The sequence below is a fragment of the Rugamonas sp. genome (assembly GCF_025354735.1).
Classification (GTDB): domain Bacteria; phylum Pseudomonadota; class Gammaproteobacteria; order Burkholderiales; family Burkholderiaceae_D; genus Rugamonas.
This window is the reverse complement of the sequence record NZ_JANXMI010000016.1, coordinates 1-17,123: the sequence shown is the minus strand read 5'-3', so window position 1 is coordinate 17,123 and position 17,123 is coordinate 1. Positions and strand designations below refer to the sequence as shown.

The window sequence follows — 17,123 nt, the reverse complement described above, 5'->3', positions numbered from 1 at the left end:
ACGATTAAACCTGCTCGCGCAGCGCCATGCGGCGGTGGAAGCCTTCGGTGGCGGCCGGGCCGGGCGCGAACGCGTATTCGCCGCCGGTGATGAGCTTGCCGGTATTGGCGTCGACCACCACCGGATTGACTTGCTGGCCGGTCTTGACGTCGACCAGCACCACGGCCTCGCCTTCCGGCGCGAAATGCTTGTTGCCCCAGGCTAGCATGGCCAGCAGCACCGGCCGGAAATCGCGGCCGCGCTCGGTCAGCAAATATTCGAAGCGCGGCGGCTTTTCGCAATACTGGCTGCGTTCGAGCAAGCCTTCCTCGACCAGCGCGTTGAGCCGGCGCGTCAGCATATTGGGCGCGATGTCCAGGCTTTTCTGGAACTGGTCGAAGCGCGTCAGGCCGTAGAAGGCATCGCGCAGGATGAGGATGCTCCACCATTCACCGACGCGCTCCAGACCGCGCGCGATCGGGCACATTAAATTACTGAAACTCTTGCGTTGCATGGTGCTGCTCCTGTTCTCTGCTTGATGCTTTCACTATGATAGCAACTTTGACGCGCGGCTTGTGGCCGCTCAGCGCTGCAAGGGCGCCAGATAGATGGCCGGCTGGCCCGACAAGCCGGCCTGCACCTTGCGCGTGATCTCGTCGGCCAGCACCTCCTTGGCGCCGGACCGCACGCCGTCGAGGATCTGGCGCGCCACTTCCTGCGGGCTCACTTTCGACACGTCGAAGCCGGACGTCATGTCGGTGTCCATGAAACCCATGTGGGCGCCGAGCACCTGCGTGCCCTGGGCGCTGAGGTCGTTGCGCAAGCCGTTGGTCAAGCTCCAGGCGGCCGCCTTCGACATCGCGTACGGCCCCATCATGCCGGAGTTGGTCCAGCTGGCGACCGACAGCACGTTGACGATGGCGCCGCCGCCGTTCCGGCCCAGCACCGGCGCGAAGGCCTTGCTGGCGCGCAGCGGGCCGTAGACGTTGGCCTCGAAGATTTCCCGCGTCACCTCGACGCTGTCGGCGGCCAGGAAGCCGACCATCCTGGCGATGCCGGCGTTGTTGATGAGCAGCGTGGTGTCGGCGCACAGGGTGGCGGCCGCTTCGATGTCGGCCGGATTGGTGACGTCGAACTTGACCGGGATCACGCCCGGCAAGTCGATGCTGCCCAGTTCGCGCACGCCGGCGTAGACCTTGGCCGCGCCGCCCGCCAGCAGCGCTTTGACCAGTTCCAGGCCGAGGCCGCGATTGGCGCCGGAGACGAAGGCGACGGCATTCTTGATATCCATGATGCATCCTTTCAGTGGGTGTAAAAGCTAAACAATCAAACTGCGCGGCGGGACGGCGCCTTCGACGGGGTCCGACCCCGGCGTCCGCGTCCGTGCCCGCCGGTACTGCATATCAATGCGCGTCGGCCGATGGCGCGGCCGGCGCCGCCACTTTGCGCATCAGCGGCACCATCGCCGTCGTGACGATGAAGCAGGCCATCAGCACCAGGAAAATATCGGAGAACGTCAACGTCAGCGCCTCGCGCAGGGTCAGCAGCCACAGCTGCTTGAGCGCGCCGCCGTCGCCTTGCAGCGCGTCGCCCGACCAGCCGCTGAAGTTGGCGCTGACCTGGCCCAGCAGCGACATCGCCGCATCGTTGCTGGCGGTGACGTGCTCGGCCAGCCGGAAAAAGTGCAGATTGGTGCGGTCGTTCAAGATAGTGGCACAGATGGCGATGCCGATGGCGCCGCCCAAATTACGCATCAGGTTGAACAGGCCGGACGCCAGCTTCAGCCGTTCCGGCGGCAGCGCGCCCAGCGTCAGCGTCACGATGGGCGGCACGGCGAACTGCTGGCCGATGCCGCGGAACGCCTGCGGCAGCAACAGCTCGGCCGCGCTCCAGTCGTGCGTGATCGGCGAAAACTGGTACATCGACAGCGCGAAGCAGCCCAGGCCTATCATCATCAGCCAGCGCAGGTCGACCCGGTTGGCCAGGTAGGCGTACAGCGGGATCGACATGATCTGGAACACGCCGGTGGAAAACACGGCCAGGCCGATTTGCAGCGCGCTGTAACCCTGGACCCGGCCGAGGAACACCGGCGTCAGGTAAATCGTGGCGAAGATGCCGACCCCGGTCATGAAGGAAAAGAAGCTGCCGAGGGCGAAGTTGCGGTCTTTCAGCGCCCGCAGGTCGACGATGGGGTGGGCGAAGGTCATGCTGCGCCACACGAACAGCAGGCCGGAAATGACGGCGATCCAGGCCGTGCTGCGGATCAGCGGGTCGCCCAGCCAGTCCAGGCGCGGGCCTTCTTCCAGCGTGTATTCGAGGCAGCCGAGGAAGGCCGTCATCAGCACGATGCCGATGACGTCGGCGTCCGGCAGCAGCTTCCAGTTGGGGCGGTCGATCTTGACCAGCGCCGGCACGGCCAGCGTGACGAAGATGCCGGGCACCAGGTTGATGAAGAACAGCCAGTGCCACGAGTAATTATCGGTGATCCAGCCGCCGACCGATGGTCCCAGCGTCGGCGCCAGCGAGGCGATGGCGCCGATGGTGGCGGCGGCGATCACGCGCTGCTTGCCCTGGAAGAAGGTGAAGGCCGTCGTGAACACCAGCGGTATCATCGAGCCGCCGAGGAAGCCTTGCAGGCCGCGGAACAAGATCATGCTCTGGATATTCCAGGCGATGCCGCATAGCAGGCTGGTGAGCGTGAAGCCGGCCGCCGAGATGGCGAACAGCCAGCGCGTCGACAGCACGCGCGACATCCAGCCCGACAGCGGAATGACGATGATTTCGGCGATCAGGTAGCTGGTCTGCACCCAGACGGTTTCATCGGTGCCGGCCGACAGGCCGCCGCCGATTTCGCGCAGCGACGCCGACACGATCTGGATGTCGATCAGCGCGATGAACATGCCGACGCACATGGTGGCGAAGGCGAACACCTTGGCCGCCGTCGACATGTCGGCCGGCAGTATCAAGTCCGCCAGCTGCTTTGGAGCGGTGAGCGAGGTGGCCATGATTATTTGGCCTGGGCGACGCGCACGGTGGCGGGGGTTTTATTGTCGCGGCCATCGACCTCGGCCGTCACCGACAGGCCGGGACGCAGCGTGCCCAGCGTGCCGTCGGCGTCGTCGAGCACGATGCGCACCGGCACCCGCTGGACGATCTTGGTGAAGTTGCCGGTCGCGTTTTCCGGCGGCAGCACGCTGAATTGGGCGCCGGTGGCGGGCGCCAGGCTGGTCACGTGGCCGTGGAACTGGTGGCCCGGCAAGACGTCGGCCTCGATGATGGCGCGCTGGCCCGGATGCAGTTGCGCCAGCTGGCTTTCCTTGAAGTTGGCGTCGACCCACAGGCCGCGCGCCGGCACGATGGACAGCAGGTGGGCGCCGGCCGCCGCGTAGGAACCGTTGCGGGCGTGGCGGTTGCCGATGGTGCCGTCGATGGGCGCGCGCAACTCCGTGTAGCCGAGGTTGATCTTGGCCAGTTCGCGTTCGGCGATGGCCTGGGTCAGGGCGGCGGCGGCCTGGTCGCGGCGGGTGGCGATGACGTCGAGCTCGCGCTCGGTGGCGGTCTGGGCGGCCTGCGCCTTCAAGCCGTACGCCTGCGCCTGTTTATAGTCGGCGTCGGCGCGCTGCGCGCTCTGGATCGACACGGCCGATTTCGCGGCCAGGTCGTGGTAGCGCGTCTCGTCGTCCTTCGAGCGCGAGGTTTCGGCGGCCGTCGCCGTCACGCCGGCCCGGGCCTGGGCGATCACGGCTTGCTGCAGGTTGCGGGTGGCGTCCAGGTTGGCCAGCAGCGCGCGCTGCGCGGCGACGGCGCCCTCGGCCTTGGCCAGCGCGGCCTGGTAGTCGCGGTCGTCCAGCTTGACGAGCAAGTCGCCGGCGTGCACCACCTGGTTGTCGAGGACGGCGGCCGACGTGATATAGCCGGGCACCTTGGCGCTGATGGCGGTGACGTCGCCGCCGACGTAGGCGTCGTCCGTGTTTTCCATGAAGCGGCCATCGTTCCACCAGTGCCAGCCGTAGCTGGCCAGGCCCAGGCCGGCCGCGATCGCCACCACGGCCATGACGCGGACCTTGCCGCTCATCTTGTTCTTGTGCGCCACGTTGACGGCCGGTTCGGTAATCGCGTTGCTAGTCATTTGCTGCTCCTTGATGGAATCCACGCGGGGTGGACAAGTCGATGGGGGTTTTCAGGGCTGATAAAAATTTGTTGCTTTCACGATGAAAGTAACTATAATCGAGTTACTTTCATTATGCAAGTAACTTTTAAAAACGGGCAGCAGCATCCATCCACGTCGCGTCACCCCACCAGGACATCGCCATGAACCGCACCAACCGCTTACTGAATACCTTCCATTTTTCCGCGCCGGCCGCGCCGCTGCTGCGTTTGACCACGCGCGCCTTGCTGGGCGCCACGCTGGCGGCGGCGCTGGCGGCCTGCGCGGTCGGGCCCGATTATGTGAAGCCGGCCACCGTCATGCCGGCCGCCTACGTCCATGCCGGCACGGCCGCCGCGCCGCTGGCGCTCGACGTCTGGTGGACCCAGTTCAACGATCCGGCGCTGACCCGCATCATCGAACGCGTGCTGGCGCAAAACCTCGACCTGGCCGCCGCCATGGCGCGCGTCGACCAGGCCCGCGCGCAGTCGAAACTGGCCCAGGCCCAGTTGCTGCCGTCGGGCACGGCCAACGCCAGCGTGGCCCGTCAGCATCAGTCGCTGGAAAGCCCGCTCGGCGAACTGGCCAGCGCCCATCCCGGCTACAACCGCAACGCGACCCTGGTCGACACCGGCGTCGGCGCCAGCTGGGAAGTGGACCTGGCCGGCGGCCTGCATCGCGGCGCCGAAGCCGACCAGGCCGAAGCGCAGGCGGCCGAGGCCGACCGGCTCGGCGTGCGGGTGTCGGTGGCGGCCGAGGCGGCCGACGCCTATTTCCGTGTGCGCGGCGCGCAAACCCGCATTGCGCTGGCGCGGCAGCAAATCCAGGCCGACAGCGATTTGCTCGAACTGGTCAAGCTGCGCCTGGCGGCCGGCATGTCGACCGAGCGCGAGCTGGCGCAGGCACAGGCGCGCTTGTCGCAAGTGAAGGCCGGCATTCCGCCGCTGCGCGCCGAGCAGGATATCCAGCTGAACCGGCTCGATGTGTTGATGGGCGCGCAGCCGGGCACGTATGCGGCCGAGTTGTCGGAGGCGAACGGGCACGGCGCCGACGCGACCATTCCGCCGCTGGCCGGCGGCCTGTCGCCGCAAGACCTGCTCAAGCGCCGGCCCGACGTGATCGCCGCCGAACGCCGGCTGGCCGCGTCGAGCGCGCGCATCGGCGTCGCCACGGCCGAGTATTATCCGAAGTTCTCGCTGTCGGCTTTGCTGGGCTTTGAAAGCCTGGGCACGGGCACGCCGTCGGCCGCCAGCTTCCAGCCGAGCGCCGTGGCCGGCGTGCGCTGGCGTTTGTTCGACTTCGGCCGCGTCGACGCCGAAGTGGCGCGCGCCAAGGGCGCCAACGCCGAAGCGCTGGCGCGCTATCGGCAATCGATGTTGCGCGCCACCGAAGACGTCGAAAACGCGCTGGTCCAGCACACCCAGCTCGACGCCGAGCGGCGCGAATTGATCGATGAAGTGGCGGCCGACCAGCGCGCCCGCGACTCCTCGGCCGACGCCTACCGGGGCGGCGCCAGCAGCCTGACCGAAGTGCTGGAGCAAGACCGCCAGTTGCTGGCCGCGCGCGACCAGCTCGCCAGCGCCCAGACCAGCACCGGCCGCGCCGCCGTCGCCACCTTCCGCGCGCTCGGCGGCGGCTGGTAACAAGGCTGGGCGGCCGGCGCCGGTCGACGGGGGCGGACCACGGTTTCCCTGTCCCCGTTTCGGGCGCGGCCGCACCCTGCCAAAAGTATCAAAAAATATTTTACTTTCGACAGTATTTTTGTACTAAGGAAACCTTTCCGCTGCTATGCTACGGGCTCGCGGTGGCGGAAACCGCCGGCAACCCACTCACAAGGATGGCATGGATCGCAGGGATTTCGTTGGGATCGGATTGGCGGCGGGCGCGATGGCCGGTACGGCGCGAGTGCAGGGCGCGCCGCTGTCGTCCAAGCTCGGCAACGGCGGCATACTGGACGCCGGCGTGTTGCAACAGCAAGAGTTGATGCAGGCCGGCAAGCTGACCTCGCACGCTTTGACGTCGCTCTACCTGGCCCGCATCAAGGTCATAGACCAGGCCGGTCCGCGCCTGAACGCCATCATCGAAATCAATCCCGAAGCGCTGAAGATCGCGCTCGACATGGACCGCGAACGCGGCCTCAAAAAGCTGCGCGGCCCCCTGCACGGCATCCCGGTCTTGCTCAAGGATAATATCGCCACGGCCGACCGCATGAGCACGACGGCCGGTTCGCTGGCGCTGGCCGGCGTGCGCGCCACGCGCGACGCCCACGTGGTGCGCCTGCTGCGCGCGGCCGGCGCCATCATCATCGGCAAGACCAATTTGAGCGAGTGGGCCAATATGCGCTCTACCCATGCCGTCAGCGGCTGGAGCGGGCGCGGCGGCCTGACCCTGAACCCCTACGCGCTCGACCGCAATTGCAGCGGATCGAGCTCGGGCTCGGGCGCGGCGGTGGCGGCCGGCTTGGCCACGCTGGCCGTGGGCACCGAGACCGACGGCTCCATCGTGTCGCCGGCGTCGATCTGTGGCCTGGTCGGCATCAAGCCGACGCTGGGCCTGGTCAGCCGCAGCGGCATCATCCCCATCGCCCACTCGCAGGACACGGCCGGGCCGATGGCGCGCAGCGTGGCCGACGCCGCGCTGATGCTGGCGGCCATGGCCGGCTTCGACCCCAGCGACGCGGCCACCGAGGGCGGCGCCGGCCAGGCGCGCGACTACGGCGCCGCGCTCGACCGGCAAGGCTTGCGCGGCAAGCGCATCGGCGTGGCGCGCAATTTCTTCGGCCGCCATCCGGCCCTGGACGCCGTCATCGAAACGGCGCTGCTGGTGCTCAAGGAGCAGGGCGCCGAGCTGATCGACGCCGACCTGCCCAACATCGGCAAGTACGGCGACAGCGAAACCGAGGTGCTGCTGCATGAATTCAAGGCCGACCTGGCCGCTTATCTGAAACAGTACGCGCCGCACGCGCCGGTCGCCAACATGGCCGACGTGATCGCGTTCAACCAGCGCCACGGCAGCACGGAGTTGCAGTATTTCGGCCAGGAGTACCTGGAGCGGGCCCAGGCCAAGGACGGTCTCGACAGCCAGGTCTACCGCGACGCCCTGGCCAACAACCACCGCTATGCGCGCGAGGAGGGCATCGACCAGGTGTTGCGCGAGCACGCGCTCGACGCGCTGGTGGCGCCGACGGGTGGCCCGGCCTGGCTGACCGACTTCATCAACGGCGACCATTTCGGCGGCAGTTTTTCGTCGCCGGCGGCGGTGGCCGGCTATCCGCACATCACGGTGCCGGCCGGCCACGTGCACGGGCTGCCGGTCGGCCTGTCCTTCGTCGGCGCGGCCTACAGCGAAGCGCCGCTGATCGGCATGGCCTACGCCTTCGAGCAAGCCACGCTGCACCGGCGCGCGCCGCAGTTTCCGCCCAGCGTGTCGCTGGTAGTCAATAAAAATGTCAGCGCATGAGTGAGGCCACTTTTCCGGAGTCGTGGAAACCGAAGACTTGGATCGCCGTTATTTTGAGTTTATTTTCCGCTCCGCTCGCATTGCTCTACCTTGAGCGCGTGCGTTGGGCTGCTTGGTTTTTCCTGTGGGTTGTGGTGATGGGGGGGCTTGGTTTTACGTTGCCCTCCATTTTTAATTCAACATTTTTATCCGTTGTTTTGCAACTGCTAACTTGGTTCGCCGGCGTCATCGTCTGTTATCGGGAAGTCAGCAATTCGATAGTGAAAGCTCAACGCCGCTGGTATTCGCGCTGGCAGGCGTTGACCGGTTTAGTCGTTGCAGTATTGTTGTCGGTGACTATTGGGACCACGTTTTTGTATGAACATTTTCGCGTGCCTAGCACATCGATGCTGCCTACCGTTGGCGTAGGCTCGAACGTTATCGTGCAGAAATGGGGGTACGGACATTACAGCAAGATGGGTGTCAAAATTAGCAGCCGGTCGATGTCGGCGTCATTGCAACGTGGTGATATCGTCGTTTTCGATTATCCGGTCGATGTCAGACAAATGTATATCAAGCGCTTGGTGGGATTGCCTGGCGATCTAGTGGAATATCGCGACAAGCATCTGTATGTGAATGGCCATGATACGCGGGGATCTTTACTGGCCGAGTATCTCGAACAAGTCGACGATGGTGCGCGTTATTTGACTCATGTCGCCGAGAGGCTGGAGAGCGTGGAATATGAGGTGTTGATGAATCCGGATCGCGACCGTTATTTCGATCCGCGCGATTTTCCATTTCACGATACCTGCCAGTTCAATGCAAACTCCGTCAGCTGTCGTGTTCCAGAAAATCATTTTTTTGTCTTGGGTGATAACCGTGACAATAGCACCGACAGCCGTGATTGGGGATACGTACGATCAGATCAAATTGTCGGCAAGGTTGTTAAAATATTTCGTTAACAAATCTTGATAGTTACACAGGCGGCAGCGGCGTGCGCCATTCGTTCTGATAATGCTGCGGCGTCTTGCCGAGCAGGCGGCGGAACATGGTGCTGAAGGCGCTGGGGCTGGCGTAGCCCAGCGCGTGGGCGATGGCGCCGACGCTGTCGCCATGGGCCAGGCGGCAGAAGGCGTCGGCCAGGTGCACCTGTTGCAGCCATTGGCGGTAGTGCAACCCGGTTTCCTTCGGGAATAGCCGGATCAGCGTGCGCGCGCTGGCGCCGGCGTCGGCGGCCCAGTCCTCGATGCGGCGCCGGCTGCCGGGCGACGCCAGGATCGCCGCGCAAATGTTCACCAGCCGCCGGTCGCGCGGCCACGGAATGGCGATCGGCACCGTCTCGGCCGCCGCCAGCTCCGATAAAATCAGCATCGCGATATGCTCGCCCCGTCCCGGTAGCGGGTACTCGATAGGCTCGACCAGCAGCGCCAGGATCAGCTCGCGCAGCAGGCCGCTGACCTCGATCACGCGGCAGCCCGGCCCGAAGGCGGCCGCCGCTTCGGCCTCGATGTAGATGGTGCGCATGCGCACGCGGCTCAGCATATGCAGTTCGTGCACGACGCCGGGCGCCACCAGCAGCGCGCGGCGCGGCGGCAGCATCCACACGCCTAAGGCGGTCGTCACCCGCATCACGCCCTCGGTCGCGTACAGCAGCTGCGCGCGCGGGTGGCTATGCGGCGCGATCCGGTCGCCGAAGACGTTGTCGCGCGACATGGCCGTGATGACGCGCGGAACATGCTGGAAGTCGCGCGCGTCGCTGGAGCGCCTGGGCGCCGCCTTGGACGCGGCCTTTGCAGCCCGCCTGGCCGCCGGCTTGGCCGCCAGCACCGGTTCGGTCCTGGCCGCGTTCGCGTCCGCTGGAAGAGTGGAGTTTGTCACTTTGGCGATGATAATTGGAAGATGCCACTGATCCGGCCATATTACACTGGTTTCCCGGCGCCGTTTCCGCGCGCCGGCCGACCGGATCATCTCTCATGACTTTCCCCCAATCAGTGCCCGCCATGCCCGCAGCCGAGCCGACGCCGCAAGCCGGCGCCATCCTGCACATCCTGGGCGCCGTCGCCTTCGTCCACCTGCTCAACGACCTGGTGCAGGCGATGCTGCCGTCCATCTATCCCATGCTGAAGGCCCAGTTCGGCCTCAGTTTCACCCAGGTAGGCCTGATCACGCTGACGTTCCAGTGCACGGCCTCGCTGTTGCAGCCGTGGATAGGCCTGTACACCGACCGCCGCCCGCTGCCCTTTTTGCTGCCGCTGGGCATGTGCTTTTCGCTGGCCGGCGTGCTGATGCTGGCGCTGGTCGGCAGCTTCCCGGCGCTGCTGGTCGCGGCCGGCCTGATCGGCGTCGGCTCCTCCACCTTCCACCCGGAAGCGTCGCGCGTGGCGCGCCTGGCCTCGGGCGGGCGCTACGGTTTCGCGCAATCGCTGTTCCAGGTCGGCGGCAACGTCGGCTCGGCCTTCGGGCCGCTGCTGGCGGCCGGCGTCATCATCGGCCGGGGCCAGGGCAATATCGCCTGGTTCGGCCTGCTGTCGGCGCTGGCGATCGCCGTGCTGTACCGCGTCAGCCACTGGTATCGCGGCCATCTGGCCGGCCTGCCGCGCAAGGCCGCCGCCCCGGCCGGACCGGCGCTGTCGCGCGGCCGCGTGGCCGGCGCCCTGGGCGTGCTGGCGCTGCTGGTGTTTTCCAAATATATCTATATGGCGAGCCTGAGCAGCTACTACACCTTTTACCTGATCGACAAATTCGGCCTGTCGGTCGGCAGCGCGCAGCTGTATCTATTCCTGTTCCTGGCGGCGGTGGCCGGCGGCACCTTCCTCGGCGGCCCGATCGGCGACCGCGTCGGCCGCAAGCGCGTGATCTGGATATCCATCCTCGGCGCGGCGCCGTTCACGCTGATGCTGCCCTACGTCGACCTGTTCTGGACCGGCGTGCTGACGGTGGTGATCGGCTTCGTGATTTCCTCGGCGTTTTCCGCCATCGTCGTGTTCGCGCAGGAGCTGGTGCCGGGCAAGGTCGGCATGATCGCCGGCGTGTTCTTCGGCCTGATGTTCGGCGTCAGCGGCATCGGCGCGGCGTCCATGGGCCATATCGCCGACGTCGCCGGCATCGCCTATGTATACAAGCTGTGCTCGTTCCTGCCGCTGCTGGGCGTGCTGACGGTGCTGCTGCCGCAGATCGAAGCGCCGCGCAAGATGTAATCGGTGACCGCGCTTGATACAAAAAAGCGACCGGTGGGATGAACACCGGCCGCTTTTTTTATCGCGAGTTTTTTGACTGACCGCTTACGCCTCGATGAAGCGCATCTTGAAGCTGCGGCCCTTGATGTTGCCGAAGTCGCCGCCCAGCGGATTGCCCTTGCTCAGGCGCTCGAAGGCGAGCTGGGCGATGCGGCGGTCCAGCGCCACGTAGGTCATGAATTCGAGCACATTGATCTTGCCGACCTGTTCCTTGGTCAGGCCGGCGTCGCCGGTCAGCGCGCCCAGCAGGTCGCCCGGACGCAGCTTGTCCTTCTTGCCGCCCATGATCACCAGCGTCACCATCGGCGCCGGTTCGGCCACCGCGTGCTCGTCCACCGTCAGCTCGCTCAGCGGGTGCCATTCGACCGGCGCGCCCTGGTATTCCTCGATCAGCTTGACCCACTTCTTTTCATTGGGCGCGCACAGCGACAGCGCCAGGCCCTTCTCGTCGCCGCGGCCGGTGCGGCCGATGCGGTGGATGTGGACCTCGGTATCCTTGGACACGTCGACGTTGATGACCGCTTCCAGGTTGGCGATGTCGAGGCCGCGCGCGGCGACGTCGGTGGCCACCAGCACCGAGCAGCTGCGGTTGGCGAACAGTACCAGGATTTCATCGCGCTCGCGCTGTTCCAGCTCGCCGTACAGGGCCAGCGCGGAGAAGCCTTGCGCGCGCAGTTCGGCGGCCAGCTCGCGGCAGTGGACCTTGGTGTTGCAGAAGGCCAGCGTCGACACCGGCCGGTAGTGGGCCAGCAGCTTGGCGACGGCGCCGTTGCGCCCGTCAAAGCCGACTTCGTAGAAGCGCTGTTCGATCTTGCTGTTGTCGTGCTGCGCCTGGACCGTCACTTCGACCGGATCGACCAGGAAGGAGGCGGTGGCGCGGCGGATATCGTCCGGGTAGGTGGCCGAGAACAGCAGCGTCTGGCGGCGCGCCGGGCAGGCGCTGACGATGCCGGCGATTTCATCGTAAAAGCCCATGTCGGTCATGCGGTCGGCCTCGTCGAGCACCAGGGTCTGCACCTTCGACAGGTCGACGGTGGCGCGGCCCAGGTGGTCGCGGATACGGCCCGGCGTGCCGACGACGATGTGGGCGCCGTGTTCGAGCGAGGCGATCTGCGGGCGCATCGGCGCGCCGCCGGTCAGCACCAGCACCTTGATGTTGCCGATGCCGCGCGCCAGCCGGCGCAGCTCGTTGGCCACCTGGTCGGCCAGCTCGCGCGTCGGGCACAGCACCAGCGCCTGGGTGGCGAACCAGGCCGGATTGATCTTGTGCAGGATGCCGATGCCGAAGGCGGCCGTCTTGCCGCTGCCGGTCTTGGCCTGCGCGATCAGGTCGCGACCCTCCAGCACGGCCGGCAGGCTCTGGGCCTGGATGGTCGTCATCTGGTTGTAGCCGAGCACGTCGAGGTTGGCCAAAAAGGCGGGCGTCAGCGGCAGGCTGGTGAAGGAATCTTGGGTCATGGCGGTGGGCTGGAAAAGAGGGGATGGAGCACAGTCTAACAGGCTGCACGGGTGGCGTGCGCCGGACCGGCTGGCGCTGTCGGTGGGACGGATAGGACTATATCGTTGCTGTGCGGCCACCGTGCCGGGCTTGTGCCGGTGCGGTGGACGCGGGTGTAGGCGTAATGCGGCGCCGGTGATGCGGGTGACGCTGGGTCGCTGATGACGCTGGCGATGCCGGTGGCGCTACTGCGCCGGCGCCCACACCGGCAAGCCGGTCAGGTCCAGGTTTTCATCGCGGGTCCACTGCGGCAAGCCGCTGTTGTCGGTCGCTTCCAGCAATTCCAGCTGCACCTGCTTGAGCGCCGCGCGCCGCACGCGGGTGCCGAGCGGCCGCTTGAGCTCGGGCTCAAGCGGCGCCGCCGGGCTGAAGCCGGGCAGGTCGAACGTCGCATTGTCTTTTTTATCTCTCATGTCTGAAACCTGATGCCCAGCGCGCAGCGCCCGCGATGAAAGGCGGCGCCCGCACTGGAGCGGCCCTGGCGGCGGGCCGCTTGAATAAGGCGGCGCTGAAAAATGCGCCGCACAAAACAAAAGCCCGGCTGCAGCAGTCGGGCTCAGTAAATTATGGTCGCAGTGTATCACAAACCGTTTTAGCCGGCGAGGCCGGCGTCGGCGCGGCTCAGGCGCGGAAGCTGAGCGTGCCGGTCAGGTCGCCCGGCGGCATGGCGCCGCGCGCGGCGAAGGCGGCGTTGCGCGTGGCCAACCCTTCGAGCAGCGGCAAGTCGTGCAGGCGCGTGATGAAGCGCATGATCGACGTCGTGTCGTAGAAACTGTGGTCGACCTGGCCCCGCTTGGCGTACGGCGACACGACGATGGCCGGAATGCGCGAACCCGGCCCCCAGCGGTCGCCCTTGGGCGGCGCCACGTGGTCCCACCAGCCGCCGTTTTCGTCGAAGGTGATGACGACCACCATGTCCTTCCACTGCGGCGATTTCTTCAGGTGCTCGATCACGTTGGCCACGTGCTGGTCGCCCGCCTCGACGTCCGAGTAGCCGGCGTGCAGGTTCAGATTGCCCTGCGGCTTGTAGAACGCCACGGCCGGCAGCTGGCCGGCCACGACGTCGGCCAGGAAACGGTTCGAGATCGGGCTGTCGCCCACGCCGCCGTCGCGCAGGTGGGCGGCGCGCGCCGCCGTGCCGGGCGCGAACTGCTGGAAATAGTTGAACGGCTGGTGGTGGTACTGGAAGTTCGGCTTGTCGCCGCCGCCCTTGGCGTCGAGCGCCGCCTGCCAGGCGCCGCCGTACCACGCCCAGCTGACCTGCTTGGCCGACAGCAGGTCGCCGATGGTGTGATAGGACTGCGGCGGCAGCGTGCTGGCGTCATGCGGATCGGCCAGCAGCGGATCGCCGCCGGCGGCGGGGCGGATATAGCTGGGCTGGAACGGCGGCGCCATCGTGTTGACGGCGTAGCCGTCCGGCGTGATGGCGCCGTCGTTGACGAATTTGGGATGGCCGTCGAGCGCCGATTTCGGGCTGTCCGGCGCCACCGCCAGGCGGGTGCCGGTCGGGCCGTCTTCCAGTACGGCGATCTTGCGCTTGGCCGCCGTGTCGGCCGCGTTGAAGTATTCCGGCACCCGGCCCGAGATCAGGAACTGGTGATTCAGATACGAGCCGCCGAAAGCGGCCATGAAGAAGTTGTCGCACAAGGTGTACTGCTGCGCGATCTGCCACAGGTTCAGGTTCTTGCTGGTTTCGCCGTAGTGGCCCATCACCATGCCGCCGCTGTTGGCCCAGGCGACGAAATGGTCGTTCTTGCCGCCGTTGATCTGCATCTGGTTCTGGTAAAACACGTGCCACAGGTCGCGCGTGATGACCGCTTCCGGCAGCGGATTGCCGTCGGCGTCGGACAGCTTGAAGGGCGCGTTCGGCAAATCCTTGATCTGGTCTTCGCGCAGCACATATTGTTTGCCGCCGATGTTTTGCGGCGTCGGCACCATGCCGCCCCACACCTTCGGCAGCGTGGCGAGCACCGAACCGTCGCGGTCCTTCTGCGCGGCGGCGGCGGCCGGCAGCTCGGACAGCGGCGCGCTGGTGCCGGGGAAGTTGGCGAATAAATTATTGAAGCTGCGGTTTTCGAGGTAGATCACGACCACGTTCTTGACGTGCGCCTTGAGCTTGGCGTCCAGCGATCCCTTGACCGGCTGGCGCGTCGTGGCGGCGGCCGCGCCGACCATGCCCGGCACGGCGCTGGCCAGGCCGACGGCGGTGGCGGCCTGGAACATGCGGCGGCGCGCGGGATCGGAGGGGAGGGCGGCAGATGCCTGCTGCTGGTCGTGGGCTTGGTCCTTCACGCATTTCTCCTAGATAGATTCGATGGTGTGGCGGCGCGCGTGAGCGCCGTGCCGCGCAAGCAGGATTGTGACAGTTTGTTCCGGGCCTGCAAAGCGAAAAGCCGGCCCGATTGCGTTGAATCGGGCCATGGCCGTTTAGTTCTCGGCTAATCCGGCAGCGCCGGCGCCGGCCCTCAGCTTTTGTACAAAGCGCGGCAAATGCGGATCCGTGCGATCGAGCGGAATGGCGTCGAACGCGAACCAGCGCACCTCATGGAATTCGCTGTCATCGAAGGTGAGTGTCTGGGCGCGGCTGCCGTGGATCACATACCAGAGCGATACATCGGTGTGGCCGGCCGTCAGTCCGACGGTCGCGGTGCAAGTCAACATCAGGGGCGGTCCGATGGCATGCGGCGCGCCGATGCCGAGTTCCTCCGCCAGTTCGCGCGCGACCGTCACGCGGGGATGCTCGCCGGCGTCGACATGACCGCCCGTCGGCAGCCATCGCTGCGCGTTTTTATGATCGACCAGCAGTAGGTGACCGTCATCGACGACGACAAAATAGGCGACCAGGTGGATGGGCGGCGTGGCCGGTTTCGCTATCCGGCACAGTTGCGCGCCGGAGTCGATCCAGGCGATGGCGCGGTCGATATGTTGCCGCTCGATGTAGTCCAGCCCAGAAATCGCCGTGATTTCCGCCCGAATTTCCGCTCGCATGGGGGCCTTGATGTAGTGAATATGACAGTATTATGCGGCAAGGGGCTGAGATGTTCGTATTTGGCGCGTGGAGTTTTCTTTAAGCTTGGAATGCATTATGCCGTGCCTGTATTTTTGCTTCGTCGCATCGACGCATCATGGCGCTCAAGCCGCGCGTGACAGTTGCATCTCGACATGCAGGCCAGCTTTCGCGGCCATATTCGCCAGCGCATCGATGGCGAATAAATTGATCTTGTCGCGCATCAGGTTTGTATAGTTAGGCAAGCGAAGCGTCGAAACAATCTTAAGGCGGGGAGAATGGGGCAATGCGGAGCGCTACGAAGGAGGCGGGGACTTGATCTGCTGAGGCGGCTGATAAAACTATGTACCCGGAAAAACCAAAAGCCGTTGATTTTCTGAAGAAAATCAACGGCTTGCTTATTTGGTTGCGGGGACAGGATTTGTTTCTAATGAGAGAAAATCTTATTCCGCCGTCTGCTACCCCATTGAAACCTAAGGTGAAGTCAATAGATTCGATTCCGGTTGCGGGTTCAAAAGAGGTGTGGCACCAAGTGTATCACAAGGGCTTCGGCTGATGCGGCGGACGATGCTGATGCTGACTTTACTGTTGCCGCTTACACTGCTCAGGCTGCTCCATGCCGTTGATAGGGAGCACGGCGTAACAACATCCTGTGGATAGGGGAAAAGTGAACGCATCGACGAATGGCCGATCTTTTATTGCCAGAAATGGAACGGCATCTGATAATCTGCCACATTCGCAAGCTATCGATTGAAGCTATACCCGGTAGCTGGTGCCGATGGCAGAACGTCAGAGAGGTGGTATGACGCTTTCGTCAGAACGATATTTATGTAAGGCTCGACAAATAAAATGCACAAAAAAATTGCTTTCATCATCGGTGTTGGCATTTGTTTCAGTGGCTGGGCTCAAAACACTATCACAAATGCAAGACGCCCGAAGGCGGGGTGATGTTCTCAGACACTAAATGCATGACTGCTGACAGGGTGATGATTCAGTCGCCAGCATCAAATACGGTGACGACTCAATCGCCAGAATCGAATCCTCATCAAGTGGAGAAAGTTGAGGATGTCTGCAAGGCAGCTATCTCAGCATCCCTCAAAGATCCAGGCAGCGCGATTTTTGGCAAACCATTCAGGGGTTCCTTTGACGTTATTGAAGTTGGCGGAGTGAAGACCAATGCGAGAATTATTGGTGTTCCGGTGAATGCTAAGAATAGTTATGGCGGCTACGTTGGCGAAAAGGTTTACGCTTGCTGGATCAGCGCCGAAGGCGACAGATTTCTGAAGCTGGGCCTTTCGCCCCATTAAAGCTCTTGAAAAGTGGCTATTGATAGGTTGATGTCACGCTGTTGGATTAACACCGCTGATGGTGCTGACACTGTTGACGCTCCTGACGTTGCTGACGCCGCTAGTGCTGCGGACTTTGCTGACGCTGCCCCTGACTTTGCTGACGCCGCTGACGTTTGCTGACTTTGCTGATGCTGCAAACTCTGCTGACGTTGCTGACGCCGCTGACGTTGCTGACACTGCTGACACTGCTGACGCTGCTGACGTTGCTGACGCCGCTGACGCTGCTGACGTTGCTGACGCCGCTGACGCTGCTGACGTTGCTGACGCTGCTGACGTTGCTGACGCCGCTGACGCCGCTGACGCTGCTGACGCTGCTGACGCCGCTGACGCTGCTGACGCCGCTGACGCTGCTGACGCTGCTGACGCCGCTGACGCTGCTGACGCCGCTGACGCCGCTGACGCTGCTGACGCTGCTGACGCCGCTGACGCCGCTGACGCTGCTGACGCTGCTGACGCCGCTGACAGATCG

General features: G+C 64.8%; 16 protein-coding genes. 7 read left to right on the top strand and 9 right to left on the bottom strand.

What is annotated here, in order from left to right; all coding sequences use genetic code 11:
- Window positions 1-4: 4 nt before the first annotated feature.
- From Q0S71_RS01495 to Q0S71_RS01480, 4 genes are all read right to left on the bottom strand, one after another.
- Window positions 5-493, bottom strand: a complete 489-nt coding sequence (locus Q0S71_RS01495; RefSeq protein ID WP_295990321.1) for a helix-turn-helix domain-containing protein — start codon at window positions 491-493, stop codon at window positions 5-7.
- A 69-nt stretch (window positions 494-562) separates the two neighbouring features.
- Window positions 563-1,270 carry an SDR family oxidoreductase gene (locus tag Q0S71_RS01490; protein ID WP_295990319.1) on the bottom strand — a complete coding sequence of 236 codons (708 nt, stop codon included), beginning with the start codon at window positions 1,268-1,270 and terminating at the stop codon, window positions 563-565.
- 112 nt (window positions 1,271-1,382) lie between these two features.
- A complete protein-coding gene (locus Q0S71_RS01485) occupies window positions 1,383-2,984 on the bottom strand; it encodes a DHA2 family efflux MFS transporter permease subunit (protein WP_295990317.1) in 1,602 nt (533 codons plus the stop codon).
- A 2-nt stretch (window positions 2,985-2,986) separates the two neighbouring features.
- A complete protein-coding gene (locus tag Q0S71_RS01480; protein WP_295990345.1) occupies window positions 2,987-4,054 on the bottom strand; it encodes an HlyD family secretion protein in 1,068 nt (355 codons plus the stop codon).
- Window positions 4,055-4,290: 236 nt separating this feature from the next.
- Between Q0S71_RS01480 and Q0S71_RS01475 the strand changes: the two genes are divergently transcribed.
- The 3 genes from Q0S71_RS01475 (at window position 4,291) to lepB (ending at window position 8,526) form a co-directional block, all read left to right on the top strand.
- Window positions 4,291-5,769 carry an efflux transporter outer membrane subunit gene (locus Q0S71_RS01475; protein ID WP_295990315.1) on the top strand — a complete coding sequence of 493 codons (1,479 nt, stop codon included), beginning with the start codon at window positions 4,291-4,293 and terminating at the stop codon, window positions 5,767-5,769.
- Between the two features lie 199 nt (window positions 5,770-5,968).
- Window positions 5,969-7,585, top strand: coding sequence for an amidase (locus tag Q0S71_RS01470; RefSeq protein ID WP_295990313.1), 1,617 nt, complete (start codon window positions 5,969-5,971; stop codon window positions 7,583-7,585).
- Entirely contained in the window at window positions 7,582-8,526 is a 945-nt protein-coding gene (lepB, locus tag Q0S71_RS01465; RefSeq protein WP_295990311.1) for a signal peptidase I, read from the top strand. The genes Q0S71_RS01470 and lepB overlap by 4 nt, the downstream gene beginning before the upstream one ends.
- A gap of 13 nt (window positions 8,527-8,539) precedes the next feature.
- Here the strand turns inward: lepB and Q0S71_RS01460 are convergent, their stop codons facing one another.
- Window positions 8,540-9,286: a helix-turn-helix transcriptional regulator gene (locus Q0S71_RS01460; protein ID WP_295990343.1), complete on the bottom strand. Its 747-nt coding sequence runs from the start codon at window positions 9,284-9,286 to the stop codon at window positions 8,540-8,542.
- A 278-nt stretch (window positions 9,287-9,564) separates the two neighbouring features.
- On the opposite strand from Q0S71_RS01460, the gene Q0S71_RS01455 reads away from it, so the two are divergent.
- Entirely contained in the window at window positions 9,565-10,761 is a 1,197-nt protein-coding gene (locus tag Q0S71_RS01455) for an MFS transporter (RefSeq protein WP_295990310.1), read from the top strand.
- Between the two features lie 84 nt (window positions 10,762-10,845).
- On the opposite strand, the gene dbpA is transcribed toward Q0S71_RS01455, so the two are convergent.
- From dbpA to Q0S71_RS01435, 4 genes are all read right to left on the bottom strand, one after another.
- Entirely contained in the window at window positions 10,846-12,258 is a 1,413-nt protein-coding gene (dbpA, locus tag Q0S71_RS01450) for an ATP-dependent RNA helicase DbpA (protein WP_295990308.1), read from the bottom strand.
- A 225-nt stretch (window positions 12,259-12,483) separates the two neighbouring features.
- Complete coding sequence (locus tag Q0S71_RS01445; protein WP_295990306.1) at window positions 12,484-12,711, bottom strand: hypothetical protein; 228 nt, start codon at window positions 12,709-12,711, stop codon at window positions 12,484-12,486.
- 208 nt (window positions 12,712-12,919) lie between these two features.
- Window positions 12,920-14,590 carry an acid phosphatase gene (locus tag Q0S71_RS01440; protein ID WP_295990304.1) on the bottom strand — a complete coding sequence of 557 codons (1,671 nt, stop codon included), beginning with the start codon at window positions 14,588-14,590 and terminating at the stop codon, window positions 12,920-12,922.
- A gap of 135 nt (window positions 14,591-14,725) precedes the next feature.
- Window positions 14,726-15,286: an NUDIX hydrolase gene (locus tag Q0S71_RS01435; RefSeq protein ID WP_295990299.1), complete on the bottom strand. Its 561-nt coding sequence runs from the start codon at window positions 15,284-15,286 to the stop codon at window positions 14,726-14,728.
- 362 nt (window positions 15,287-15,648) lie between these two features.
- On the opposite strand from Q0S71_RS01435, the gene Q0S71_RS01430 reads away from it, so the two are divergent.
- From Q0S71_RS01430 to Q0S71_RS01420, 3 genes are all read left to right on the top strand, one after another.
- The gene (locus Q0S71_RS01430; protein ID WP_295990297.1) at window positions 15,649-15,861 is read left to right on the top strand and encodes a hypothetical protein; all 213 of its coding nucleotides are present in this window, start codon (window positions 15,649-15,651) and stop codon (window positions 15,859-15,861) included.
- Between the two features lie 391 nt (window positions 15,862-16,252).
- A complete protein-coding gene (locus tag Q0S71_RS01425) occupies window positions 16,253-16,612 on the top strand; it encodes a hypothetical protein (RefSeq protein ID WP_295990295.1) in 360 nt (119 codons plus the stop codon).
- A gap of 170 nt (window positions 16,613-16,782) precedes the next feature.
- On the top strand, window positions 16,783-17,123 hold a 341-nt coding region (locus tag Q0S71_RS01420; RefSeq protein WP_295990294.1), incomplete at its 3' end, for a hypothetical protein.